This is a genomic window from Tenacibaculum jejuense (genome assembly GCF_900198195.1).
In the GTDB taxonomy this organism is placed as follows: Bacteria; Bacteroidota; Bacteroidia; order Flavobacteriales; family Flavobacteriaceae; genus Polaribacter; species Polaribacter jejuensis.
The window spans coordinates 3,888,031-3,913,937 of record NZ_LT899436.1 but is presented as its reverse complement, the minus strand read 5'-3'; the positions used below and the strand labels follow the sequence as shown (position 1 = coordinate 3,913,937).

The 25,907-nt window shown below is 29.7% G+C and carries 20 protein-coding genes and 2 tRNA genes; 11 read left to right on the top strand and 11 right to left on the bottom strand.

Annotated features, from left to right (window positions below):
- Window positions 1–56 precede the first annotated feature (56 nt).
- Together AQ1685_RS17160 and AQ1685_RS17155 are read right to left on the bottom strand one after the other, a co-directional pair.
- Window positions 57–129, bottom strand: a tRNA-Phe gene (locus AQ1685_RS17160).
- 201 nt (window positions 130–330) lie between these two features.
- Window positions 331–403: transfer RNA gene (locus AQ1685_RS17155), tRNA-Phe, on the bottom strand.
- A 100-nt stretch (window positions 404–503) separates the two neighbouring features.
- On the opposite strand from AQ1685_RS17155, the gene AQ1685_RS17150 reads away from it, so the two are divergent.
- From AQ1685_RS17150 to AQ1685_RS17120, 7 genes are all read left to right on the top strand, one after another.
- Entirely contained in the window at window positions 504–1,235 is a 732-nt protein-coding gene (locus tag AQ1685_RS17150; protein WP_095074164.1) for a type III pantothenate kinase, read from the top strand.
- A complete protein-coding gene (locus tag AQ1685_RS17145; protein ID WP_095074163.1) occupies window positions 1,228–2,514 on the top strand; it encodes a hypothetical protein in 1,287 nt (428 codons plus the stop codon). The genes AQ1685_RS17150 and AQ1685_RS17145 overlap by 8 nt, the downstream gene beginning before the upstream one ends.
- A gap of 13 nt (window positions 2,515–2,527) precedes the next feature.
- Complete coding sequence (locus AQ1685_RS17140; RefSeq protein WP_095074162.1) at window positions 2,528–3,838, top strand: hypothetical protein; 1,311 nt, start codon at window positions 2,528–2,530, stop codon at window positions 3,836–3,838.
- Window positions 3,838–4,407, top strand: a complete 570-nt coding sequence (gene lptC, locus AQ1685_RS17135) for an LPS export ABC transporter periplasmic protein LptC (RefSeq protein WP_095074161.1) — start codon at window positions 3,838–3,840, stop codon at window positions 4,405–4,407. Before AQ1685_RS17140 ends, lptC begins: the two co-directional genes overlap by 1 nt.
- Window positions 4,407–4,607 (top strand): hypothetical protein, encoded by a 201-nt coding sequence (locus AQ1685_RS17130; protein ID WP_095074158.1) that lies wholly within the window; start codon window positions 4,407–4,409, stop codon window positions 4,605–4,607. Before lptC ends, AQ1685_RS17130 begins: the two co-directional genes overlap by 1 nt.
- Window positions 4,604–5,905: a hemolysin family protein gene (locus AQ1685_RS17125; protein WP_095074156.1), complete on the top strand. Its 1,302-nt coding sequence runs from the start codon at window positions 4,604–4,606 to the stop codon at window positions 5,903–5,905. Before AQ1685_RS17130 ends, AQ1685_RS17125 begins: the two co-directional genes overlap by 4 nt.
- 97 nt (window positions 5,906–6,002) lie before the next feature.
- Window positions 6,003–8,114 carry a peptidylprolyl isomerase gene (locus AQ1685_RS17120; RefSeq protein ID WP_095074154.1) on the top strand — a complete coding sequence of 704 codons (2,112 nt, stop codon included), beginning with the start codon at window positions 6,003–6,005 and terminating at the stop codon, window positions 8,112–8,114.
- Between the two features lie 221 nt (window positions 8,115–8,335).
- Here AQ1685_RS17120 and AQ1685_RS17115 read toward each other — a convergent pair whose 3' ends face one another.
- From AQ1685_RS17115 to lpdA, 3 genes are all read right to left on the bottom strand, one after another.
- The gene (locus AQ1685_RS17115) at window positions 8,336–10,123 is read right to left on the bottom strand and encodes a T9SS type A sorting domain-containing protein (RefSeq protein ID WP_095074152.1); all 1,788 of its coding nucleotides are present in this window, start codon (window positions 10,121–10,123) and stop codon (window positions 8,336–8,338) included.
- A gap of 248 nt (window positions 10,124–10,371) precedes the next feature.
- Window positions 10,372–12,168, bottom strand: a complete 1,797-nt coding sequence (locus AQ1685_RS17110) for a T9SS type A sorting domain-containing protein (protein ID WP_095074150.1) — start codon at window positions 12,166–12,168, stop codon at window positions 10,372–10,374.
- A 135-nt stretch (window positions 12,169–12,303) separates the two neighbouring features.
- Window positions 12,304–13,704 (bottom strand): dihydrolipoyl dehydrogenase, encoded by a 1,401-nt coding sequence (gene lpdA, locus AQ1685_RS17105; protein WP_095074148.1) that lies wholly within the window; start codon window positions 13,702–13,704, stop codon window positions 12,304–12,306.
- 97 nt (window positions 13,705–13,801) lie between these two features.
- Here lpdA and AQ1685_RS17100 point away from each other — a divergent pair, with 97 nt between their 5' ends.
- Both AQ1685_RS17100 and AQ1685_RS17095 read left to right on the top strand, forming a co-directional pair.
- On the top strand, window positions 13,802–14,272 hold the full coding sequence (locus tag AQ1685_RS17100; protein ID WP_095074146.1) for a heme-binding domain-containing protein: 471 nt from the start codon (window positions 13,802–13,804) through the stop codon (window positions 14,270–14,272).
- A gap of 69 nt (window positions 14,273–14,341) precedes the next feature.
- Complete coding sequence (locus tag AQ1685_RS17095) at window positions 14,342–15,508, top strand: glycosyltransferase (RefSeq protein WP_095075105.1); 1,167 nt, start codon at window positions 14,342–14,344, stop codon at window positions 15,506–15,508.
- A gap of 2 nt (window positions 15,509–15,510) precedes the next feature.
- On the opposite strand, the gene AQ1685_RS17090 is transcribed toward AQ1685_RS17095, so the two are convergent.
- From AQ1685_RS17090 to AQ1685_RS17070, 5 genes are all read right to left on the bottom strand, one after another.
- Window positions 15,511–16,746, bottom strand: a complete 1,236-nt coding sequence (locus AQ1685_RS17090) for a carboxypeptidase-like regulatory domain-containing protein (RefSeq protein ID WP_095074145.1) — start codon at window positions 16,744–16,746, stop codon at window positions 15,511–15,513.
- A 21-nt stretch (window positions 16,747–16,767) separates the two neighbouring features.
- A complete protein-coding gene (locus tag AQ1685_RS17085; RefSeq protein ID WP_095074143.1) occupies window positions 16,768–18,045 on the bottom strand; it encodes a carboxypeptidase-like regulatory domain-containing protein in 1,278 nt (425 codons plus the stop codon).
- Between the two features lie 77 nt (window positions 18,046–18,122).
- Window positions 18,123–19,331: a carboxypeptidase-like regulatory domain-containing protein gene (locus AQ1685_RS17080; RefSeq protein WP_095074141.1), complete on the bottom strand. Its 1,209-nt coding sequence runs from the start codon at window positions 19,329–19,331 to the stop codon at window positions 18,123–18,125.
- Between the two features lie 87 nt (window positions 19,332–19,418).
- The gene (locus AQ1685_RS17075) at window positions 19,419–21,434 is read right to left on the bottom strand and encodes a M3 family metallopeptidase (protein WP_095074139.1); all 2,016 of its coding nucleotides are present in this window, start codon (window positions 21,432–21,434) and stop codon (window positions 19,419–19,421) included.
- Between the two features lies 1 nt (window position 21,435).
- Window positions 21,436–22,050, bottom strand: coding sequence for a hypothetical protein (locus AQ1685_RS17070; protein ID WP_095074137.1), 615 nt, complete (start codon window positions 22,048–22,050; stop codon window positions 21,436–21,438).
- A gap of 248 nt (window positions 22,051–22,298) precedes the next feature.
- Between AQ1685_RS17070 and AQ1685_RS17065 the strand changes: the two genes are divergently transcribed.
- Both AQ1685_RS17065 and AQ1685_RS17060 read left to right on the top strand, forming a co-directional pair.
- Window positions 22,299–22,904 carry a Crp/Fnr family transcriptional regulator gene (locus AQ1685_RS17065; RefSeq protein ID WP_095074136.1) on the top strand — a complete coding sequence of 202 codons (606 nt, stop codon included), beginning with the start codon at window positions 22,299–22,301 and terminating at the stop codon, window positions 22,902–22,904.
- Between the two features lie 85 nt (window positions 22,905–22,989).
- A complete protein-coding gene (locus AQ1685_RS17060) occupies window positions 22,990–24,531 on the top strand; it encodes a DUF5018 domain-containing protein (protein ID WP_095074134.1) in 1,542 nt (513 codons plus the stop codon).
- A 205-nt stretch (window positions 24,532–24,736) separates the two neighbouring features.
- On the opposite strand, the gene AQ1685_RS17055 is transcribed toward AQ1685_RS17060, so the two are convergent.
- Complete coding sequence (locus AQ1685_RS17055; RefSeq protein WP_095074132.1) at window positions 24,737–25,891, bottom strand: SH3 domain-containing protein; 1,155 nt, start codon at window positions 25,889–25,891, stop codon at window positions 24,737–24,739.
- Window positions 25,892–25,907 lie beyond the last annotated feature (16 nt).

Genomic DNA, 25,907 nt, shown 5'->3' with positions numbered 1-25,907 from the left:
CATTTAATAAAAATATTTGAAAATAAAAAAGCCCTGAAAAATCAGGGCTTTTAAAGTGGTACCTCCAGGAATCGAACCAGGGACACAAGGATTTTCAGTCCTTTGCTCTACCAACTGAGCTAAGGTACCAGTACTTTAGCGGGTGCGAATATATAATTTTTAACTTAATATTTGTGCTTTATTTTCATTCTTTATTCATCTTTTTGCATCTTGGTATTTCAACACTTTCATATAGAGGTAATAAGAAGATGAAAAAATGCTAAAGAATATTTAGGAGTTGTCGTTAAAGTTTAAAATAAAAAAAGCCCTGAAAAATCAGGGCTTTTGAAGTGGTACCTCCAGGAATCGAACCAGGGACACAAGGATTTTCAGTCCTTTGCTCTACCAACTGAGCTAAGGTACCAGCTTGTTAGCGGATGCAAATATATAATAGTTTTTTTAATTGAGCCAAATAAAAATGTAAAAAATCTATTATAAATTTGTCGCCATTATAAAAACTCAGAATGAATCTAATAATTGACGTTGGTAATACAAGAGTGAAAACTGCTGTTTTTGAAAAAGATAAATTAAAAGAACTCTTCTTTTTCAATAAGGGAGAAATTTTCACCAGCGTAAAAGAAATTACAAAAAAGTTTCCAATCCAACGAGGAATCATTTCTGCTGTAGCGAAGCTAACAGATGAGAAAATAGAAAAATTAAAAGGAATATTAAACTTAATAACACTCGATAACGAAACAAAAGTACCTTTCATAAATAAATATGAAACGCCAAAAACACTAGGTGTAGATAGAATTGCATTGGCTGCCTACGCCATTAGTAATCATCCAAATAAAAATGTTTTAGTAATTGATGCAGGAACTTGTGTTACTTTCGATTTCGTTAATGCTCAAGGAGAGTATCTTGGAGGCGCAATATCTCCTGGTTTAAAAATGCGTTATCAATCATTAAATAATTACACGTCGAAACTTCCGTTGTTAAATTCAAAAGAACCAAATAGTTTTATTGGAAAAAATACGCAAGAATCAATTCATTCAGGTGTAGTTAACGGGATAAGTAGAGAAATAGATGGAGTAATTACACAATACAAAAATAAATTTGGAGATTTAACAGTACTTTTAACAGGAGGAGATACAAATTTTTTGGTCAAACAATTAAAAAATGACATATTTGCCAATCCAAATTTGGTTTTGGAGGGATTACATCAAATATTGACTTATAATAGAGCGGATGATTAAGAGATTTTTTATTGTAGTATTAGTACTAATTTCAATAAAGATAACGGGGCAAAGAAATAGTTCATCTCCATATTCTTTTTTTGGTATAGGAGAAGAAGTAAGTAGAACTACTATCGAACAAGCTTCAATGGGAGGAATAGGTGTTGCGCTTAAAGATATATACCATCTTAACTTTATTAACCCAGCTGCTACTGCAGATTTAAGATTTGCTACTTACGGTATAGGAGGAGAATTGTCTTTGTTAAATGTTAGCAGTGAAACAGGTAGCGAATCAAACAATACAACAAGTTTACGATACATAGCTTTAGGATTACCAATAGGAAAGAAAGCAGGTTTTATGGCAGGTTTACAGCCAGTTTCTAATGTTGGATATGCTTTGTTGTCTAATACGTTAGGAGCAGATGATACGGTTCTTGATGTAACAAGATTTACAGGTACAGGAGGTACAAATAGATTATTTGGTGCTTTTGGTATTAATGTTTACAAAGGGCTAGCTTTAGGTTTTGAAGCTGGTTTTGTTTTTGGAAACATAGACAACAATACAATTAATCAACAAGCTGATGTTGCTTTGGCAACAAAATATGAAAGAGTAGCAACCGTTAGAGGAGGGCAGTTTAAACTTGGAGCACAATACAAATACAAGTATAAAGATTTAGATGTTATTGCTGGAGCTGCTTTACAACTTGAAAATGATTTTTCTTTATCAGGAAGAGAACGTATCTATTCTTTTTCTTTTGCTCCTAGCGGAAGAGAAATTCCAAGAGATACACTATACGACAGAGGAGTTTCTGGTAAACTTTCTATACCATTAAAAACAATTATAGGTATAGGTGTTGGAAAAGAAAATAAGTGGTATGCAGGAGTTGATTATGAAACTCAAGATGCTTTTGAAAATGAAGGAAATTTAATACAAGGGTCTAGTTATCGATTTGATTCTTCAAACAGATTCTCTATAGGAGGATATTATATACCGAAACTAAACTCTATTTCAAGTTATTGGGATAGAATAACTTATAGGGCAGGTTTGCGTTTTGAAGATACTGGATTATTAGTAGATGGAACAGGAACTGGAAATAATTTTACTTCAATAACCGATTTTGGCATAAATCTTGGTTTTGGTTTACCATTACCAAAACAAATATCCAACCTTAACATAGGTTTGGAATATGGACAAAAGGGATCAACAGCTAACAATTTAATTAAGGAGAGTTATTTCAATATTAGATTAAGTTTATCTCTGAACGGAAGAAATTGGTTAGAGAAAAGACAAATAGATTAATTAAACGATAATTATGAAAAAAATTACGTATTTATTCACGGCATTATTCCTATTAACTATAGGAGTAAAAGCACAAGGAAATCAAGATTGTACTATAAAGTATAACTTGTTTAAAGGAAATTATACAACTAAAAAATATGAGCAAGCTAAGCCAGATTTAGATTGGTTAATGACGAACTGTGCTACGCTTTCTATAAATATTTATAAGTATGGTGCTAAGATTGCAGATAAAACTAAAGACGCTACTTTAGCAAAGAGAGTTTATGATGGTAGATTAGCTAATTTTCCTAATAAAGGAGTAGCTAAAGCACATAATGATTATGCTACTTTTTTAATTAAAAATAATTTAAGTACAGATGACGAGATTTTCAATATCTTAGAAAAAGCTTATAAGATTTCGCCTAAAGATATGGGAGTTAAAAATATCTTTAGATACTTTAAAGGTACTGTATCTAGATTTAAAGATACGAATCCACAAAAAGTATTTGATACTTATGATGATGTAATGGAGTCTGTTGGTGAAAAATTAGATGATTACAATAAAAAATTAGGTCCATTATTAGCAAAAGATTCAACAGCTACTTTAGATAAAAAAGAAAAAAGAAACTTAAAAATTTATTCTACAAACTCTAAAGCATTAGGTCAAGTAGAAGGTGGTTTAGATGCTATTTTATCTGAAATTGCAACTTGTGAAAGATTAATTCCTATATACACAAGAGATTATGATGCTAATAAAGATAATGAGGTTTGGTTAAAAAGAGCTGTGTCTAGAATGTACAATAAAGGATGTCAAGGTGATCCATTATTTGAAAAGTTAGCTGTTAGGTATTCTGAAGTATCTCCATCACCTGATGCGTGTTCATTTGTAGCGGGTATATTAGAGAAAAATGGTAAAACTGCAGAAGCTGCGGCAAAAAGAAAAGAATGTTTCGATTTAGAAACAGACCCTATTAAGAAAGCAAGATTAAAGTTAAGAGAAGCTCAAGGTACATCTAGTAAATCTAGAGCAAGAGCTTTAGCTTACGAAGCATTAAAGTATAATCCTAATATGGGTAAAGCTTATTTATTTATTGCAAGTTTATATGCTAAAAGTGCAAACTCTTGCGGTAGCGATGTTTTTGAAAAGAAAATGACTTACGTTGCTGCATTAAATAAGGCAATGAAAGCTCAAAGAGTTGATCCAGGTTCTGGAGCAGGAAGATATATTAAGAATTATAAAAGAAATGTACCTTCAAAGAAAGATATTTTCCAAAAAGGTATTGCTCCAGGAAGTTCTTTCAGAGTGAAGTGTTGGATTGGTGAATCAGTTCGTGTACCAAACTAATGAAAACTTCAAAAAAAAATATATTTCTGAACATTGCTGCCATTTTCATGGTGGCAATGTTTTTTTCATGTACAAATGATACCAAAAAAGTAAGAGACTTTCTAGCAGATAAAAATTTACCAATAGCAGTAGGTAAAGATGTGTATCATGTGTATAAGGATTCTGGTCAGGTTACGTCAAAATTAGTAGCCCCAGTTTTAAATGATTTTACTAATAAAGGTCATGCGTACAATGAATTTCCGAATGGAATCAAAATAATTACCTTTGAAAATGATGGTAAAGATTCTACAACAATTACGGGTAATTATGCTTTAACTTACACTGCTACTAGAGTTTCTGAAATTAAGGGTAACGTAGTTGTTTACAATCACACAAATAAAAGGAGGTTAGAGACGAATCAGTTGTTTTGGGATCAACGAGAAAAATATTTTTTTACTGAAGATGGATTTAGAGTAACAAATATAACAGATACAATAAGTGGTTTTGGTTTTGAATCAAAACAAGATTTATCAAAATGGTTGCTTAAAGATATCACAGGACAATTAGAAGTACAAAAAGAAGAATTATAATGAACACGATTTGGAAGTACACACAGTACGGTTATTTAGTAGTAGGAATAATATTCTTAGTAGAAGGCATTTTAAAATGGAATTCTAACAGAGAACAAGCATACTTAATGTTTGGTTTTGCTATATTTATTACAATCATTTTCTTTTTTAAACGTAACTTTAGAAAAAAAATAGAGCAGAGGAATAACCAACAAAAATGAGTTGTGAAATTCTTATTATACTAGGATCTATAATCTTTTCAGCCTTTTTTTCTGGTATGGAAATAGCGTTTGTATCCGCTAATAAACTTCATATAGAATTAGAGAAAAAAGGGGAAGGATTACTATCTAAAATCTTATCTAAGATTACCAAAAACTCTTCTCGCTTTATTACTTCCATGCTTGTCGGGAATAATATAGCCTTAGTTATTTATAGCTACTTTATGGGAGAGTTATTGATGCGCTGGTTTCAATTACTTTTACCTTCAGATTATTTAATTATAAATACAATATTCGAAGAGTTAGCTTTACTAACACAAACCGTTATATCTACCTTAGTAATTCTTATTACAGCAGAGTTTTTACCTAAAGCTTTGTTTAGAGTTTATGCGAATGAAACTTTAAAGTTATTTGCTCTACCTGCTTATTTCTTTTACATGGTTTTTTATTTTTTATCGGGATTAATTTCACGAATATCTGATTTTTTCTTGAAGGTATTCTTCAAAGCAGAAAAAGATGAAATACAAACAGAATTTAGTAAAGAAGAACTAGGGAACTATATTTCTGAACAATTAGAAACTAAGAAAGAAGATGAAGAAGTAGATTCTGAGATTCAAATTTTTCAAAACGCACTAGAGTTTCATAAAGTAAAAGCTAGAGAAATTATGGTGCCGAGAACAGAAATAATAGCTGTTGATCTTCATGAATCTGTGCCCAACCTTAAAAAAGCATTTATAGAAACAGGGTTTTCAAAAATATTAGTTTACAAGAACTCTTTAGATGATATCATAGGTTATGTGAACGCATTTGAATTATTCAAGAAACCTAGAACAATTAAGTCAATTTTATTGCCTGTTGAATTTGTTCCAGAATCTATGATCATTAACGATGTTTTAAATGTTCTAATAAAAAAAAGAAAAAGTATTGCTGTAGTTGTAGATGAATACGGCGGAACTTCAGGAATAATTACTGTTGAAGATGTAGTAGAAGAGTTATTTGGAGAGATTGAAGATGAGCACGATAACCAAGAACTGTTAGAAGAGAAAATAAGTGAAAAAGAATTTCATTTTTCTGCTCGTTTAGAAGTCGATTATTTAAACGACGAATACAACTTAGAAATCCCTAAAGAAGAAGCATATGAAACTCTTGGAGGTTTCATTATTAATCATACAGAAACTATTCCAGAGCAAGATCAAGAACTATACATCGAAAACTTCAAAATCATTATCAAAAAAGTAAGTTCTGCTAAGATTGATACCATTTACTTCAAACTACTAGACAAAGAATCTCGTAATTCTTAAATAATTCATTGAAATTCTACAGCTAAAAGCATTAAAAACATTGCATTATTAAATGCGAAATTGTATTTTCGCACACTGTATATAAAATAAAATTAAAATGGCAATTTTATCGAAAATTAGAGAGCGTTCATTGTTCTTAATTCTTGTAATAGGTTTAGCATTATTTGCTTTTGTATTAGATCCTTCAACATTAACGGATTTTTTCAATTCTCAGAAAATTAATGAAGTAGGACAAGTGAATGGGGAATCAATTTCTCGTCAAGAGTTTGCTCAAGCTTTAGATAACTACAGAGCTCAAACAGGAAATAGAGTTTCTGAAATGCAAGCTGCAAAAAATGTATGGGATAACTTAGTACGTCAAAAGATTTACGATAGCCAATTAGCAGAAGCAGGAATAACAGTAGGAGAGGCAGACATTTTAAATGACTTATATGAGAAAGATTTCATTAAAAATGATCCTAAATATCAAACTACTGGAATTTTTGATAAAGCAAAGTTTAAAGAATTTTTAGCTACTATCAGAGCTGAAAATGGAGAGCAATGGAAAGCTTGGAGAGAATATATGAGTAATGTGAAAAATGCATTACAAAAAACAACTTATGATAATTTAGTTGCTGCAGGTTTAGGTGCTTCATTAGAAGAAGGTAAAACTGAATATTTGAATGAAAACACCAAAATGAGTGGAGAGTTAGTATACTTACCATTTACTACAATGGCAGATTCTTTAGTTCAAATTACTAAAGGTGATGTAAAAAAATACATTGAGAGTCATGCATCTGAATTTGAAGTTGAAGCATCAAGAGATATCAACTATGTAAAATTTGATATCAAAGCTACTCCACAAGATGAAAATGATATCAAAGCAGAAGTTGCTGAATTAATAAACGATAGTGACAAAGGTGTTGGTTTAAAAAACACAACAGATTATTTAGTGTTTTTAGAAGAAACTAAATCTGAGTTACCTTACAATGATAATATTCAGTTTAAAGTACAAGTACCACAAGTAATTGCTGATACTTTATTTAAAGGAAATGTAGGAGATGTTTATGGTCCTTATAAAGATCAAGATTTTTTCAAGTTATCTAAGATTACTGAAGTTATACAAATTCCTGATTCTGCTCAAGCACGTCATATTTTAATTCCAATGGCAGGAGCTCCAAGTGCAGATCCAACTGTAACTAATACTGAAACTCAAGCTAAAAACTTAGCAGATAGTTTATTAAATGTTTTAAAGAAAGATAAAAGTAAATTTGAAGCATTAGTAAAAGAGTTTTCTTCTGATAAAGGTTCTGTTGATAAAGGAGGATTCTACGATTGGTTTCCATACAGTCAAATGACGCCAGCTTTTAGAGATTATGTTTTTGAAGGTAAAGAAGGAGATTTAGGTGTAGTAAAATCTGTTTTCGGATTTCACGTGATAGAAATTAAAGGACAAAAGAACTTCCAAAAAGCATTAAAATTAGCAACATACGCTCGTAAAATTATTGCTTCAGAAGCAACAGAAAATGATGTGTATCAAAAAGCTGAAAGTTTTGCTCAAGAATTATCTAATGGAGGAAATATAGAAACTCTAGCTAAGGATAAGAAATTAATGGTTTCTCCAGCTGAAGGATTAAAAGCTTTAGATGAAAACATTCCTTCTTTAGGAACTGAAAGACAGATTATTTCATGGGCTTTCGGAAAGGATTTAAAGATTGGAGATTTCAAACGTTTTGATATAGAAAATGGATATGTTGTAGCTACTTTAAGAGGTAAAACTGAAAAAGGTTTAATGCCTGTTGATAAAGCTATAGCAAGAGTACGTCCTATTTTAGTAAAAGAGAAAAAAGCAGAATTATTAAAAGAAAAGTTACAAGGAAGTTCATTAAATGAAATTATTACTGCTACCAAGCAACCATTAAAAAAGTTTAGTGATGTAACTTTAAAGTCTCCAACAATTACAGGAATTGGTTATGAACCAAAAATAGTAGGAGCTATGTTAACTGCTAAAGAGAACGAATTAAAGAAGAATATAGTAGGTGATAGAGGTGTTTATGCTTTTGTAGTAAAAAGTAGAGAATTACCAACAGAATTACCGAATTATGATACTTATAGAAAACGTATTGCAAACCAAAGAAAGAATCAAACTTACAACATGTACCAAGCTGTAAAGAAAGCTTCAGATATTGAAGATGAAGTTGGAAGTACATATTATGGTGTAGGTCAATAAAAATAACAAACACAAGAAAAGCCGAGTTTATCTCGGCTTTTTTATTTTAAATAATTGCTATGAACGACAAAACTAATTTTTCAGAATTTTCAGATTTCAGTCCTGTACTTTTTTTACATCAGATACTTGTGTTATTATTCATAGGGTTTATCATCTACTTTATGAGTCGTGTTGTTAAGTATATTAACTTGAGAATTAAAGAAATGGAGAATAAATTATAATTATTTCTTCAAGATTTTAAAACTCTTTTTAAGGTTGTTTTTTTCAACTGTTAAAATGTACAGACCTTGAGATAATGTACTTACATTATCTTTAATGATATAATCTTCATTAGGTTTAAATTGTTTCATTATTTGTAATTGGCCATTCAAATTATAGATAGAAACGTTTATACTCTGATTTTCTTTTTGAGAAGATATTAACTCAATATGATCAATAATTGTATTGGATTTTAAATTAATATTGAAGTTGTTTTTATTAGTGATTTCTTCTTCCAAACTTTCAGCAGAAAGCCGACCTTTTACAAAACCAGAAATAATCGAACGTGTAAATTCTTTGTGTTTTCCTGAGACATGAACACTATAAGTTCCTTCTTCAAAATTAGAAGTATCTAATTGAAATTCATTTCCATTTAAAGTTAAAGGATAAACAAAAGAATCACCATTAACGATTTTACCATTCAAATCACTTGTTCTTGTAATTATTGCATCTACATTTATCTCTTCTATAGGTATGTTTAGTTGGTCAAATTTTACAATAATATTATGATCTTTTTGCTGTGTAATATATTTCATTTTTGGTCCATCTGAAAAGTGAACAAAAGCTGCAAATTTTGAATTAGCTGTTAATTGTTCAACGTTTTTCATTTGATAAGAACTACTGTAATTTTCAATCTTATTATTGTTTTTAGTTTTATAATTAGGAGACAACTCTTTCAAGTTTCCATACAACTTAAAATCATGAGAAGGCTTTTCATGAAAAATATCAACAACTACTTGTTTCGAATTTTTAGGATATATGATTTTGTCATAAGTGTTTTCTGAATTTATAATTTGATAATCACTAGTTATCGTATGGTAATCAAATTCAGATGTATTATAAATGGTTTTATTACGGTTAGAGCTGTTTAAATATGGTTTTATCGTTCTCCATACATATTGTCCTAAAGCTACATCAATATGGTCTAATTTAGCTTCTCCTTTGCGAAATAAGTAAGTAGCTCCTGGACGTAAAGAACTACTATAAGGAGTTACACCGTCATTTGTTCCTTGAGCTAAGAACAAAACTCCACCACTTGTGAACATTAAAGGAGCTAGAATTGTATGTCCGCTTTTAAAGCCAGAAGCACCGAGAATAATAAATTTTTCTGGCTGGTTGTTTGAAGCATTATCAAATAAAGGACGAACTACATCTCTACAATAATAAGTTGTAGAAGTTAAGGCTCCTTCATTTAAACCTGTATTTTTCCATATCCAATTAAACCACCATTGTTGAGAAACATCAGCTAAATAAGTTCCCCAATATGGAGTTCCTAAAGCAATAACTTTTTTCACTTTGTTTCTTTTATTATAGGAAAACATAGCTGCTTCTGCAGCTTTTCCTCCATTACTATGAGCAATTACTGTAAGGTCGTTTACTTGATACTTATTTGTGATGATATCAATAGATTCGGCAAGTAGTTTACCATTTTCCCAAAGACCTTCACCTCTTGTGGTGGCAACAAAAACTACTTGATAACCTTCATTGTAAGCATCTTGATAAAACGTGTTGTTGGTAAAGAACAACTGATTTAAATCGATGTAACCATGATTAAATAATAGTACTTCACCATTATAATTTGAAGGTCGTTCTCCGTAATGAATTGTTGATTTAATTAAAGGTCCAATGAAAAATGAACTAAGTTTACTTGGAACTGGAAGTTGTTTCTCTACAAAACTCTGGGCATAAGAAAAAAATGAGGTAAAGAGGATTAGAGCTAATATTATTAGCTGTTTAAATTTTGATTTCATAAAAAGGTTTTTGTGTTAATTTAATTTGTTAATGGATAAAAAATTAACATAAAAATTATTAAAATCAAAATAATGAAACTTTAAAAATTAGGATTTGAAAATAAATTTCAAATATCTGTTTTAATTATAAAGTTTATTTTAATGAGATTCCGAATTTATTTCGGAATCTCATAACTTTTTTGTAAGTAATAAGTTTAAGGATAACTATATAAATGTATTTAAAAGTCATCCTGTTTCAGGAAGCCCCGCTATTCTTTAACAACTCTAAAACTTTTCTTGAACTCTTCTTGTTCTACATCTATGATATAAATACCACTTCGTAAACTAGCGATACGATCATCCGTAAAAGTAAAGTTTCCATTGAAAGAGGTTAAAATCTCCTTAAATTGTAATTGTCCGTTTGCATTAAATACTTTTACTAAGATTTTTGATGGTTCAGTAGTCTTTTTTTGTAAAAGTATAGTGTTGTAAGGTATTGTATTAGTTTTAAGTTCAATATCAAAAGTAATTTCGTCTTCTACAATTTCCTTTTTAACGTCTGATAGCGATATATTTCCAACAGTAAATCCAGAGATGATAGATCTTATAAAAGTAGGATGTTTCCCCGTAATGTATATACTATAAACACCATCATTAAATCCATCAACATTAAGAGCAAACTGCTTTTCATCTGGTTTGAAAGAAAATGTATATACAAAAGAGTCACCAGAAATAGGTTCACCATATAGATTTCCGGTTTTTGTTATAATAGCATCTACTTCAATTTCTTCTGTAGGAATATTTATATCTTCAAAATTAACGAGTAGAGACTGTTTGTTTTTCATTGCTTTATAACTCATTCTAGGTCCTTCAGGAAAATGAACAAAAGCGGCAAAACGTGAATTAGCAACTAACTTTGTTTTTGAATTAATTAAATATCTACTGCTGTAGTCATTTATAAAATCGTCTTTTTTCTTTTTAGAAATAGGAGAGAGTTTTACATCATTTCCGAAGAGTTTAAATGTTTCAATATTTTTTTCATGAAAAACATCTACAATTACTTCTGTAGTATTTTTGTCTCCAACAATAATATCATAACTATTTTCTGAATTGATAATTTGATAATCACTAGTTATGATATCGTTAGTTTCTGATGTGGTAACAGCTCTAGTATTCGTCTCTTTGCTATCAAGATACGGTTGAACTATATCCCAAGTAAATGGACCAAAAGCAATATCAATATGATTTAAATCAAATTCTCCTTTTTCGAATACAAATGTACTTTTTGGACGTAAAGAACTTGTGTAAGGTGTAATACCGTCATTTGTTCCTTGTGTAAAATATAAAATTGAACCGGTAGTTAACATCGATGGAGTTGTTACATCTTCTTTACTATCAAAACTAGAACCGCCTATAGTTATAAATTTATTTGGTTCATTTTTAGGATTATTATCAAACAACGGTCTCACAATATCACGACAATAATAAGTAGTAGAAGTTACGCTTTTACTATTAAGTCCGGTTTTTTTCCATATCCAATTAAACCATTGTTGTTCAGAGATATCAGCAATATATGTTCCCCAAAAGGGTGTGCCAAAAGTTATGACTTTCTTTACTTTATTATTTTTATTGAAAGAATACATGGCTACTTCTGCGGCTTTACCTCCATGACCGTGAGCTAATATAGATAGTTGTCCGATATTATATTTGTGTGTAATAATATCAATCGATTCTGCCAGCAACTCACCATTCATCCAGATATCTTCGTTTTTTATGATGCCTACAAACACTACCTGGTAACCATTTCGATATGCATCTGAATAAAATGTATTATTTTTAAAAAATAGCTGATTCATATCAATGTAACCATGATTAAACAATAATACTTCTCCATTAAAGTTGGAAGGTGTTTTTCCATAATGTATAGTTGATTTGGCTAAAGGATCTGAATAAAAACTATACAGTTTATCGGGAGACGGAAGTTGTTTTTCTATGAAATTATTAGAAAAGACAATAAACGGGAACAAAAATGCAATAAGAAATTGAATGGTAGTTTTAGATCTCATGATGTAATTTTTTGTCTATTTAAGATACGAAAAATAACAACATAAGATATATTTATACTATCTATGATATGTATAAAAAAAACTAAGGTTTCTCAAAGTGAGAAACCTTAATTGTATTATAAAAATATAAACGAGTTATGCGTTTAGTGGTTTTCCGTCCCAAGCAGCTTTCGCAGCTTCTTTAACAGCTTCAGAATAAGTTGGGTGTCCATGACAAATACGAGCAATATCTTCCGCAGAAGCTCTAAACTCCATTGCAACAGCCATTTCCATAATTAAATCAGCTACACGTGCACCAACCATATGTACACCTAAAACTTCATCAGTATTTTTGTCAGCTAATACTTTTACAAAACCATCGATATCTCCACTAGCACGAGATCTTCCTAATGCACGCATAGAGAATTTTCCAGCCTTATAATCTACATTAGCATCTTTTAATTCTTGCTCAGTTTTTCCTACTGCTGCAACTTCTGGCCAAGTGTAAATAATTCCAGGAATTAAATTATAATCAATGTGTGGTTTTTCACCAGCTAAATATTCAGCAACAACAACTCCTTCTTCTTCAGCTTTATGAGCTAACATTGCACCACGAACTACATCTCCAATAGCATAAATATTAGAAACATTAGTTTGTAAATGATCATTTACATCAATTTGTCCTCTCTCAGTAACTTTTACACCGGCATTCTCTAAACCTAAGCCATTAGTATAAGCTTTACGTCCTACAGCAACTAAACAGTAATCACCAGTAAAAGTAACTTCTTCTCCTTTTTTATTTGTAGCCGTTACAACAACTTCATCTCCTTTTCTTTCTACGCCAGTAACACCATGACTTACATTAAATTTAACTCCTTGTTTCTTTAAAACTTTAGTCAATTCTTTAGAAACATCTTTATCCATTGTTGGAGTGATTGTTGGTGCATATTCAACTACAGAAACATCTGCACCTAAACGTTTGTAAACAGAACCTAATTCTAATCCGATAACACCACCACCAATAACAATTAAGTGTTTTGGAACTTCTTTAAGTTTTAAAGCTTCAGTAGAAGTAATTATACGCTCCTTGTCAATAGAGATAAAAGGTAATGTAGATGGCTTAGAACCTGTAGCTATAATAATGTTAGTTCCTTCAATAACTTCTGAACTTCCATCATTTTTAGTGATTTTTACGTGAGTTGCATCTTCAAAAGATCCTAAACCTTCGTAAACATCAATATCATTTTTATCCATTAAAAACTTAACACCTCCAGTAGTTTGCTCTACAACTTTAGCTTTACGCTCTACCATTTTTGAAAAATCAAATTTTGGATTCTCAACAGAGATACCGTGCTCTTCAAAGTGATGAACGGCATCATAATAGTGATGAGAAGAGTCTAATAAAGCTTTTGAAGGAATACATCCAACATTTAAACATGTACCACCAAGGGTAGAATATTTTTCTATAATGGCTACTTTTTTTCCTAATTGAGAAGCTCTAACCGCAGCAATATATCCACCAGGCCCAGAACCTATAACGATGATATCGTATTTCATGAGTTGTTTTATTTTAATACAAAATTACAATTATTTACGAATTAAAAGACAGTATTAGTTATTATTACTATTTTTAAAACAGATAAGATGTATTTATATGAAAATATTAAAAATAATAGGTTGGATAGCACTATTAATATTGCTAATTATCCAATTTATCCCCACAGAAAAGAATAACGGAGAAATATCATCTTTAGATTTTTTTTTAAATGAAACCAGTGCTTCTTCAGAAGTAAAAACAATTTTAAAAAATACTTGTTTCGACTGTCATAGTAATGTTACACAATACCCTTGGTATCATAGTATCGCTCCAGTTAATTTTTGGATTAACCATCATGTAGAAGAAGGGAAAGAGCATTTAAATCTTTCAAAATGGTCTACTTTTTCATCACGAAAAAAAGAACATAAAATGGAAGAATTTTGGCAAGAGATAGAAGACGAACATATGCCTTTAGATTCATATACATGGACGCATAGCAAAGCAAAGCTTAGTGATGCAGAGATTGAAATGGTAATTACTTGGGCTAAAGAAGTCGAAAGAGAATATAAATACCAACAACAGCGATAATTGAATAGTAGAGTTTTATTTATAGGTTATGTTTGGGTAGAGCCCAATTCTTCTGCTGCAGGAAGTAGAATGATGCAATTAATAACATTATTTTCAGATAATGGCTATCAGGTTACGTTTGCTAGTCCGGCACAAAAAGGAGAGAATGCAGTTCAATTAATTGAATATGGAGTTGAAGAAGTAGCGATTGAATTAAATTCTTCTTCATTTGATTCTTTCGTAGAGAATTTAAACCCGAGAATTGTCGTTTTCGATCGGTTTATGATGGAAGAACAATTCGGATGGAGAGTAGCAAAATATTGCCCAGAGGCCATTCGTATTTTAGATACTGAAGATCTACATTTCTTAAGAAAGACAAGGTATGAACAATTAAAAAAAGGAGAAACTTTTTCTAATAAAGCTTTATTACAATCAGATGAAACAAAAAGAGAAATAGCCTCTATTTTGCGATGTGATTTAAGTCTGATTATTTCTTCTTACGAAATGCAATTATTAAAAGAAGTATTTAAAATAGACGATAGTATTTTATTGTATCTACCTTTTCTTTTAGATACAATTGAGAAAGTAGATCAGGAAAAATGGTTATCATACGAAGAAAGAGAAGATTTCGTGTTTGTTGGCAATTTTTTTCATAAGCCAAATGTAGATGCCGTTTTAGAGTTAAAAAAAATGTGGAGAAATATTCGCGATCGTTTGCCAAAAGTGAATGTTCATATTTATGGAGCCTATGTTAGTCAGCAAATTCAGCAATTACATAAACCAGAGCAAGGATTTTTGTTACATGGTTATACTTCGAGTGCAATTGAAAAAGTGAGTAAGGCCAAGGTGGTCTTAGCTCCTTTAAGGTTTGGCGCAGGAATTAAAGGAAAATTAACAGAAGCAATGATTTGCGGAACACCAAGTGTTACGACTTCTACAGGAGCAGAAGGGATGCATGATAATTTTCCGTGGAATGGCTTTATTGAAGATGATTTAAATGTATTTTCTGAATTAGCGGTAAAACTATATTCAGAAAAAGAAAATTGGCTTCAAGCTCAAAATAATGGGATAAAAATTATTAACTCTATTTATGATAAACATGTTTTGAGTCGAGTTTTTCTAGAAAAAATATCGCAACTTATAGCAAATTTAGATGCTCACCGAACATCAAATTTTCTTGGTAGTTTACTACAACATCAAACTTTACAAGCGACAAAATACATGAGTAAATGGATAGAAGAAAAAAATAAAAAATAATATTATTCTTTCGGAGGTTTGTAATTTAAAGGAAGTGCATTGGCAAATAATTCGTAAGACCAATATCCTTCAACTAATCGGTTATTTTGATCAGCTATTTGTCCTATAGGTAAAATTTCTTGAGGACTATCAAAAAGTAAAAAATTAGACTTTTGTACTCCTAATCTTCTTTTAATATCTCTCTTGTAGTTAAATTCTTCTGGTTCGTTGTTGTAAGTTACCTTTAAAAAACCATCGAATTTTAAATAAACTTTTCCTTCAACTCTATAACTAATATCGCTATATGATACATTTCTTTTAATTAATTTATCAATAATTTTTGGATGTTTCAATTGTCTTTGATGGATTAGTATAGCACTATCTAATTTCGACTCAGGTTTGACTATTACTTTATTAAAATTGATTGGAACACTTCTCTTATCTTGAAATTCAAAGATCTTTTTTGAAAATGCTAACTCAGAGTCTGAAGGATGTTTTTCATTTCTAACTCTATGCATAATATTTATGTCAAATCCTTCCTCTTTTGTATTTGCAGTTATAAAAGTTTTTAAAAAATGACGTAAAGAACCATGATAGGCTTTTTTTCTATTCTTTTTCCATTTTTTCTTTTTTCTTTTACTTCCTTCTAATTCTTCGTATTGTGAATATCCAAAATAGCTAATAATGCGATCTTTGATTTGAAATTTTTCTAAGTTGTAAGTTATTTTATAACCTAAATCTCTATTGATAATAATAATTGGTTCTTTGGCTTCCACGCTAAATGTATTAGTAGCTGGATCGAAGTAATATTTTAAAGCTTTTTGATTATCAATTTTACATTTTTCAGCATAATTGGTTCTTCCTAAGAAAGCTTCTTTAAAAACTAAAAAATCTTCATATTTAGGCTTTTTAGATTTTGTCTTTTTTTTGGCGCCAATAACGACTTCATTTAGTAGGCTGTCTTCTTCCTCTAAGGTGAAATTTAAACGATCTAAAGAAGTATTTTCATTAATGTCAACTTCACGTTCTACAGTTTTAAATCCTAAGTAAGAAGCTACTAGTTTATATTTTCCTTCAGGTACAGTTAACTGATATTCTCCATTCTCATCTGTAATTGTAGCAATTGTAGTACTATTAAAAAAAACAGCGGCTCCTTCTAAGGGTTGATTTGATTTTGAAACTACTTTACCTTTTACATTTATTTGACCATAAGTAATATACAGGAAAAAGGAAAAAATAATTGAAAATTTAAATTTCATAGTTTTTTGAGTTTAGTTGATTTAATTGGCTACAATTTTTGGTTTTTCAGGAGGGATGTAATTGAGTGGTAATGCAACCGCAAATTTCTCATAAGACCAATATCCTTCTACAAGATGGTTTGTTGGGTCAGATAATTGTCCGATAGGCAAAATTTCTTGCGGAGTATTAATCAGAATAAATTTAGAAACTTGTTTCCCAGACCATACTTTCTGGTCGTTTTTATATTCAAATTCTTCTTTCTCATTATTGTAAGTTACTTTTAAAAGCCCATTAAAGTTCATAAAAGCTTTACCACTTAATCGATAGGTTACATCGCTGTATCGAATATCTTTTCTAATAATTGTATCTATAATTTTCTTGTGTTTTAATTCTCTTCTATGAATTAAAATAGCACTATCTATTCGAGTTTCAGGAATTATAATTGTTTTATTGTAGTCAATAGGTACATTGTATCGCTCTAAATCTCTAAATAATTTTTTGGCAAAGCGAAGTTCTTTTTCGGTTGGATAATTAATGTTAGGAATTCTAAACATCAAATCCATATCAAAGCCTTCTTCCTTTGTATTCACACGAACTAATGATCTCAAAAAATGCATTACAGATCCATTGTAAGCAATTAATCGATTTCTTTCCCATCTCTTTTTGCTTCTTTTTCCTCCTTCTAACTCTTCGTATCTAGAGTATCCTACATATCCTATAATTAGTTTTTTTTGTTCATATTTAATGAGGTCGTAATGTATTTTATAACCTAAGTCGTTATTAATTACAACTATTGGTTCTTTGGCTGTGACTATAAAATGATCTGTTTGAGGAGTATAATAATAACTTAAAGCTTCTCTATTAACAATTTTACATCTGTTGGCAAAAGTAGATCGACCTAAAAATCCTGTTCTGAATTTCTGAAAATCTGAATATCTAGATCTTTTTGATTTGACTAACTTCAGAGTATTTCCAGTATTACTGTTGTTATCTTTAGAATTAATAATTATTTCATCTAAAGTGTCATCTTCCTCTTCTAAACGAAACTCTAAATTTTGAATAGTATTTTGATCATCAATTAAAATCTCTTCATGAATAGTTTTATGTCCTAAATAAGAAACGATTAATAGATGTTTGCCTTTTTCTATATAAAGTTTAAAGCTCCCTTTCCAATCTGTAAAAGTAGCAATACTAGTATTGTTTAAATATACTGCAGCTCCTTCTAGTGGAGTATTATCAGGAGATAAAACAGTTCCCTTGATATTAATTTGGGCGTATGAGAAGTAACTGAAAAAAAAGAGTAAAAAAAGAGGTTTCATTTATAGCGAATTTTAAGTATAAATATAAAAAAAATAAATGAATGATTGTTTATTGTTTGTCTTCTAGTGAATTATATTTATTTGTTTGGAGGTTGATAATTTAATGGAAGCATATTAGCAAAAGATTCAAATCCCCAGTATCCTTCATTAAAAATTGCATTAGGATCGACCATAATTCCTAGATTATCAATTTCAGATTTACCATTCAATAAAACCAAATGAGAAGTTTGTACATTACTTTGTTTTCTTTTTTTGCTAAAAATTCCTGAAACATAGTTTTCTTCTTCGGGTTCTTTAGTATACACCACCATTAAATAATCTGAAAAATCTAAGTAAGGAGTTCCTTTATCTGAAGAAATCATTTCTTCGTAAGGAACATCTCGTTTGTATAAATAGTCACGATATTTTGGTAGTTTGGCTTTGCGTTGTGTTACAATAGCACTATCTAGTGGAGTAATAGGAGTAGTGATAGTTTTAGAGAAATTTATTTTTCTTCCGTGTAATTTTAGATATTCTCTAGCCATTTGTAATTTTTTTTCAGAAGGTCTTTCTTTATTTTCTACTCGCTTAAACTTATGAACAAGAAAACCATTTTCTGCTACTGTTTTGTTTAGTAAACTTCTTAAAAATTGCATTCTTGAGCCATTATAAGCGCTAAGTCTATTTTTTTTCCATTTTTTTCGAATCTTCTTTTTTAGATTTTTGTATTGAGCGTAACCACTAAAAAAAAGAGTTTTATTTCCTAAGTTGAAGTTTATAATGTCGTATTCTATTAAATACCCTAATCCATTATGTTTTATTTTTAAGGGTTTTCTCGCTACTGCTGTTAAAGTATTTGTTTTGTAGTTGAAATCAAAAAAAATATCCTTTTCATTCAAAATTTTGCAAGTTGAAGCTAATTTTGTCCTTCCTAAAAAAGCCTTTTTAAAACGAGCTAAATTATATTTCCATTCATCGTCATAGATTATTTTTTTGACTTCTACTTCATCTAAAAACTCATTGTCTTCTTCCATAGTTATGGTTAATTCAATTGTTTTTTTTCCTAAAGTGTTTATGTTTTTTTGGTACGTTTTATAACCTAAAAAAGAAACGACAAGTGTATAATTTCCTTCTTTAAAATTTAATTCGAAAGCACCTTTTTCATTAGTAATAGCTCCAATAGTAGTGTTGTTTAAATATACTGAAGCTCCTTCTAGAGGATTACCATTGTCGACAATAGTTCCTTTAATATTGGTTTGTGAGAAACTGAAAAAAATGATAAAAAAGAATAAAAAGAAAGATTTCATAGTTATTTAGCGAATTATATCTTAAAAATAAAAAAATCCCTTTCAACGAAAGAGATTTTTAGATATGATTAACATATTTAATATCATTTAGATAAGTCCAGCTCTTTTTAATAAAGCTTCAGGTTTAGGTTCTTTACCTCTAAAACGTTTGTACAATTCCATAGGTTTTTCAGTACCACCTTTAGAAAGTACATGATCTTTAAATTTAGTAGCTACTTCTTTATTAAAGATTCCTTCTTCTTTAAAATATTCAAAAGCGTCAGCATCTAAAACTTCAGCCCATTTATAAGAATAATATCCTGCTGAATATCCTCCTTGAAAAATATGAGAAAAAGCAGTACTCATACAATTCTCAGTAACATCAGGATATAATTTGGTGTTTTTAAAAGCGTTTAACTCGAAATCTTTTACTGAAGAAATATTTTCAGTATTGCCAGTATGCCAGCTCATATCTAATAATCCAAAACTTAACTGACGTAATGTTTGCATTCCTTCATGGAAAGCAGCAGATTCTTTAATTTTCTGAACAAACTCCATAGGAATTGTTTCTCCAGTTTCGTAATGTTTTGCAAATAACTCTAAGGCTTCTTTTTCGTAACACCAGTTTTCTAAAACTTGACTTGGTAATTCTACAAAATCCCAAGAAACAGAAGTTCCAGACAAGCTTTTGTATGTAGTGTTCGCTAACATTCCATGTAAAGCATGACCAAATTCATGGAATAAAGTTGTAACCTCATTAAAGGTTAATAAAGAAGGTTTTGTTTCGGTTGGCTTAGTGAAATTACAAACGATAGAAACTTGAGGTCTATCATTTAAATTGTCTTTAATTTGTTGTGATTTGTAAGACGTCATCCAAGCTCCATTTCTTTTTCCAGGTCTTGGATGGAAATCTGCATAAAAATGAGATATAAAATCGCCTTTTGAATTGGTAACTTTATATGTTTTTACATCTTCATGATATTTGTCGATAGTATCAATTTCTTCAAAATTTAAATCAAACAATCGATTAGAAATTTCAAAAACTCCGTCAATTACATTCTCTAATTTAAAATATGGTTTTAAAGCTTCTTGGTCTAAATCAAATAGCTCTTTCTTTAATTTTTCAGAATAATAAGATCCATCCCATTTTTCTAAACGATCAATATTGTCTAATTTCTTAGCATAATTTTCTAAGTTTTTAAATTCACGTTCAGCAGCAGGCTTTGCTTTTTCTAATAAATCATTTAAGAAAGCTAATACTTTCTCTGGAGCTTCTGCCATACGCTCTTCTAAAACAAATTGTGCATGAGAATTATAACCTAATAATTGTGCTCTTTTGTGTCGAAGTTCAACAATTGTTAAAACAATTTTTTCATTATTATTTTTATTGTCTTGAAACCCTTTTTTACCCATAGCAATAGAAAGTTTCTTTCGAAGTTCTCTATTGTCTGCATATGTCATAAAAGGAATATAACTAGGATAATCTAAAGTGAATAACCATCCTTCTTTCTCTTTTTGCTGTGCCATTAATTTGGCAGCTTCTTTAGCTCCTTCAGGAAGACCAGCTAAATCTTTTTCGTCTGTAATTAGCATTTCGAAAGCATTCGTATCTGCTAGTACATTTTCTCCAAACTGAAGTGAAAGTTTAGATAGTTCAGCATCTAATTGTCTTAATTCACTTTTCTGCTCATCATTTAAATTAGCTCCATTTCTAGAAAAACCTTTGTATTGTTTTTCTAAAAGCATACTTTGTTCTGGGCTAAGTGTTAATTTATCTTTTTGATCGTAAACAGCTTTTACTCTTTTAAATAAATCAGCATTTAAAATCATATCGTTTTTAAATTCACTTAACCAAGGAGAAATTTCTTTTGCAATTTGTTGAATTTCTTTGTTGGTTTCAGCAGAATTTAAATTGAAGAAAATAGAAGTGATACGATCTAGTTTTTCACCAGTATCATCTAAAGCAACTGTCGTGTTCTCAAAAGTAGGAGTAGAAGTTGCATTTGCGATGGTCTTAATTTCTTCTTTAGCGATCTCAATAGCTTCTTTTAAAGCTGATTTATAATGTTCCTCTTTTATCGATTGAAAAGGAGGAGTATCAAATTCTTGTAATAATGGATTCATTCTAATTATAAATTTTATGTTTCCCTAAACCTAAAGTTAACCCTAAACCAATATATGGGAACTTAGAGATGTTAGCAACAAGTTTAAAGCCTGTACTAACTCCAAAACTTGTAGGTTTTCCGACAGGAATTATGTCTAAAATACGAAATCTTGTCTTTTCACCCTTAAACCATCTCACATTAAATTCAAGAGGTACACCGAAAGAATTTTGAACATTGTAGTTAGAACTGTTTATATTTTTTTTCAATTTAACGTGAGAAACTCCAGCAGAGTAGCTAAAAGAGAAACTATTATACACATGTCTTCGTCCATACAATAGTGAATATTCTAGATGCGATTTTACTTTAGAGAAAAAAAGAGGATAGAAAAAAAAGTGTTCATTGTATGATGAGTTTTCTGCAGCTTTTAACGTGAAAAGATTTTTTTTGTATTGATAGTTAAAAGCTATCCCTTCCATTAATCCACCAGACTCTCCTTCAGCAAGTCCTAAAGAAAGATCGACATACCAAATACTGTTTTTTTTGTTCTTTTTAGGTTGAGTTGAGTTTTCTTGAGCAGTTATATTCAAGAACACAATTAAATGTAAGATGATTGTTAGTTTGTTTATCATTTTCATAGTGAGGTTTTTAAGTGGTTTACATCTGTTTTTTAATTAAGATGTACTTTGTCTTTTAATTAATAGCAGCAAATTTTTAATTAGCTTTTATGACAAAGTTATTAATTAAATATAACTTCATAGTAAAGGCATGATATTAAAAATATAATTTATGAGATTTATATGTTTTAGATTTTAAAGAAAACTTAACGTAATTAAGAGAGAGTATATTTAAACGAACAAATATTTTTGACGGTAAAAATATTTTGATGCAAAAAATAGAAGATGAAGATTTTAAAGTTTTTAGTGATTTCTTAAATAATTCATTTCCTGTAGGTCAAAAACTCTCTAATGCAATAAAGTCTTTTTGTGTTAAACGAGTATATAAGAAAGGTGAGTGTATTCTGAAAGAAGGTGATATAGAGTTATATTCAAATATCGTATTAAAAGGAGTTGTACATCAGTATATTATAGATATAGATAAAGAAGTAACAACTAATTTAACTCCAATAGGATTAGGGTTTAATAGTTTAACAAGTTATGTGAATAAAACTCCGTCTTTGGAAATTCAAGAAGCTTTAACAGATGTTGAGTTAATAAGTATTAAGAAAGAGTATATAGAAGAAATATTGAAAGATCACAATGAAGTAGGAATGCTTTTGTATAGAATTCATGAAGATATATTACTAGATAGAGAAAATAGAATGCATTTATTGCAATACAGAAGTGCAGCAGAAAGATTTAGACTCTTTTATGAAAATGTAAAAAGATCAAAAATCATTTTAAAACATACACCTGATAAATATATTGCTAGGTATTTGAAAATGAATCCACAACAATACAGCAAAGAAAAAAATAATTACTTTAAAAATTAATATTTCATACTTATCTGTAGATAACTTTTCGTTGCTATGAAATAATTTGTTTTGTCGTGTTTTTATAAACTTAAACAAAACAATTATGAAATTTTTCAATTTGGCGATAGCCTTTTTTTCTTTACTATTATTTTTTGGATGCTCAGAAGATAACGAACGTATACCTCCAGATTCAAACCAAGAGAATTTACAAATTTTAAGTTTTCAATTTCTAGCAGCCAATAATGTTTCATTATCGAATGATATTGAAGGAAAAATTAATGAAGATGAAAAAGATATTTATTTAAATGTACCATTTAATACATCTTTAACTTCATTAATCCCAACAATAACCATTACTGATGGTGCTGAAATAATTCCTGATATTAATACAGTACAAGATTTTTCAAGTCCTGTAATTTATCTGCTTTCTAAAGACGGTTATGATCTTGTAGCTTATTCAGTTATTGTAACAATAGCAAACACTAGTAATGAAGCAGATATTTCAAACTTTTCTTTTTTAAAGGAAAATAATCCAAGTTTATCGGATAATTATGAAGCTATAATTGAAAATAATGAGATTAAATTACAAATATCAGAAATGGAAGATTTACAAAGTGTTATTCCAACAGTAGAAATATCAGAAGGAGCTTCAATATCACCAACAATCGATACTGGTATAGACTTTAGAAATGATGTTGTATTTACTGTAACCTCAGGAAATGGTGAAACTCAAAAAGAGTATACAGTAAAAATAGTAACATTAAAAAGTGTTAAAGACATTGTTAAGTTTGATGTTACAGTTGATAATAAAACATTTGAAGCTACTATTGATAATGATCTAAATAAGATTGTTTTAAAAGTTCCTGAAGGCACAGATGTTACTAATTTAACTCCAGAAATTCTATTGTCTGAGGAGGCTAAAATCACTCCTTTAAGTAGAACACCTCAAGATTTTTCTAATCCTGTGACCTATACAATTACTGCTGAAGATGGTTCAGAAAAAGAATATACTGTTTATGTAAGCCTTTTAAGTTGTTTAGAATTAGATCGACTTTTCTTAGAGGAGTTTTACAGAGCTAATGAACGATATAATACACCATTTACTTATTTAGATTGGGATTTAGAGGCTCCAACAATGGAAAATTGGAACGGAGTTAGAGTTGTTGATGGTAGAGTATCTGAACTTGTAGTCGCAGCAGTAAATATTAATGAAGTTCCTGAAAGTATTGCTTCTCTTGATAAATTAAGAGTTTTAACTATTTCGGGAAGAATTTTATCTAGTTTGCCAACAGAAATAGGTAGTTTAGAAACTCTAGAGGTACTAACTTTAAATGATAATAGATTAACTACATTACCAAAAGAAATAGGAAGTTTATCATCTATAAGAGGTATATATTTAAAAAATAATCTTTTAGAAGAACTACCTAATGAAATAGGTAATTTACCTGATAGTTTTTATGTTTTAAATATTAAGGGTAATAATTTACGAGAATTACCTGTTGAAATTTCTAACATACCAAATCTTATATCGCTTAATATACAAAACAATCCGTTAACTATAATACCCCAAGCAATTTGTGATATGACTACAAGTAACGGTGTAGGAATAGCTATTGTTAAAGATGTTGAAGATGAATGTATGTAGAAGTAATATTTACTTTATTAAGTAGTTATTTATATTTCAAATCAAAATTTTTATGAGATCTGACAGTATTCTATACTGTACTTTATTAATCTTGGCAATGTTTTTACTACCTAAAAACATTGCCAAGATTAAAATTAACAATGATACAGGCTCTACTGTTGAAGAAAGAAAATACATAGAAATATGATGTTTAAAAAACAATAATTTATTCTATTCTTTTAGCATCAATTACATATTCAGAGAAGGATAATGTTTCACCATCACCCGCAATAAATATGCTGTCTATTTTCCATTGTATTTTTATAAGATCATTTTTTTTGAAGTCATACTTTTTAGTGATGTCCCAATTATAAATTAAGCTTACGTCTTTGTTATTTTTCTTCGCTTCTAGAAAAAAGTAGTCGTAATTATCATTATAATTCATAAAACGAATCGTGTCGGTATAAACTGTATGAAGTTTTAACTTCTGATTAGGCCTAATGTTATTCTTAAAATTAATAGTAACCTTATTTATATATCCTAATCTGTTTATGTGATGTAAGGTGGTATCTATTCTTGGAGGTTCAGTATATAAAGCATCTATTTTGGTAATAGAGTTGTTCTTGATTTCAGAAGTGATTCTTGACCAGCCTTCTGCTATTTCATCATATGAGACAGTCAAAGAGTTAATCAATGGTTTTTCATGACTATCGCCATAGTATTTCATTAATTTTTCATTTTCATAAACCACCAATACGGTTTCTATTTCATGGCCAGCTTTTGTAACAAGAACAGCAATACATTGTAGTTGGTCATTTTTTAAATCTAACTGATAGGAAGGATAAGCATTGAAATCTCTATCTTCTTTTAGGAGATCAGGATATAATTCTTGTAACTGTAGTTTTTTAATTTCATTAATACTCAACTTATTTTTTAAGATCATATTATCAAAATTAGTAGAGTCAACAAAAGGCATTTTTTTTAAAGGAAATTTAGCCCAGACACCAGTTTTATTTATTTTTTCAGATAAAAAAGCATTGAAAACATAAACAGTATCATTGTTTAGATGAATACCAACCCATTCACTTTCGATGAAATTATTATTGTCCTTAATTTGGGAAAATATACCTGAATGTTTAATTACAGATATTTTGGAGTTGTATGGAAGCTTACCTAGTATTTTTCCATTTGGTTTTTCTCTGTAGCGTAAACCAGAAAAAGCATTGACATATTTAGTTTCAGCTTCTACAAGTGTATTTGTATTTTGAAGAAATTTAGTTTCGGTACTGTCTTTTCTATGAATAATTGGATCGTTTGTTTTGGTTTTTTTACAACTATTAAAAATGATAGCAGTAAGGATAAAAACGAATCTTATATTCATAGAAAAGAGAGTTAGT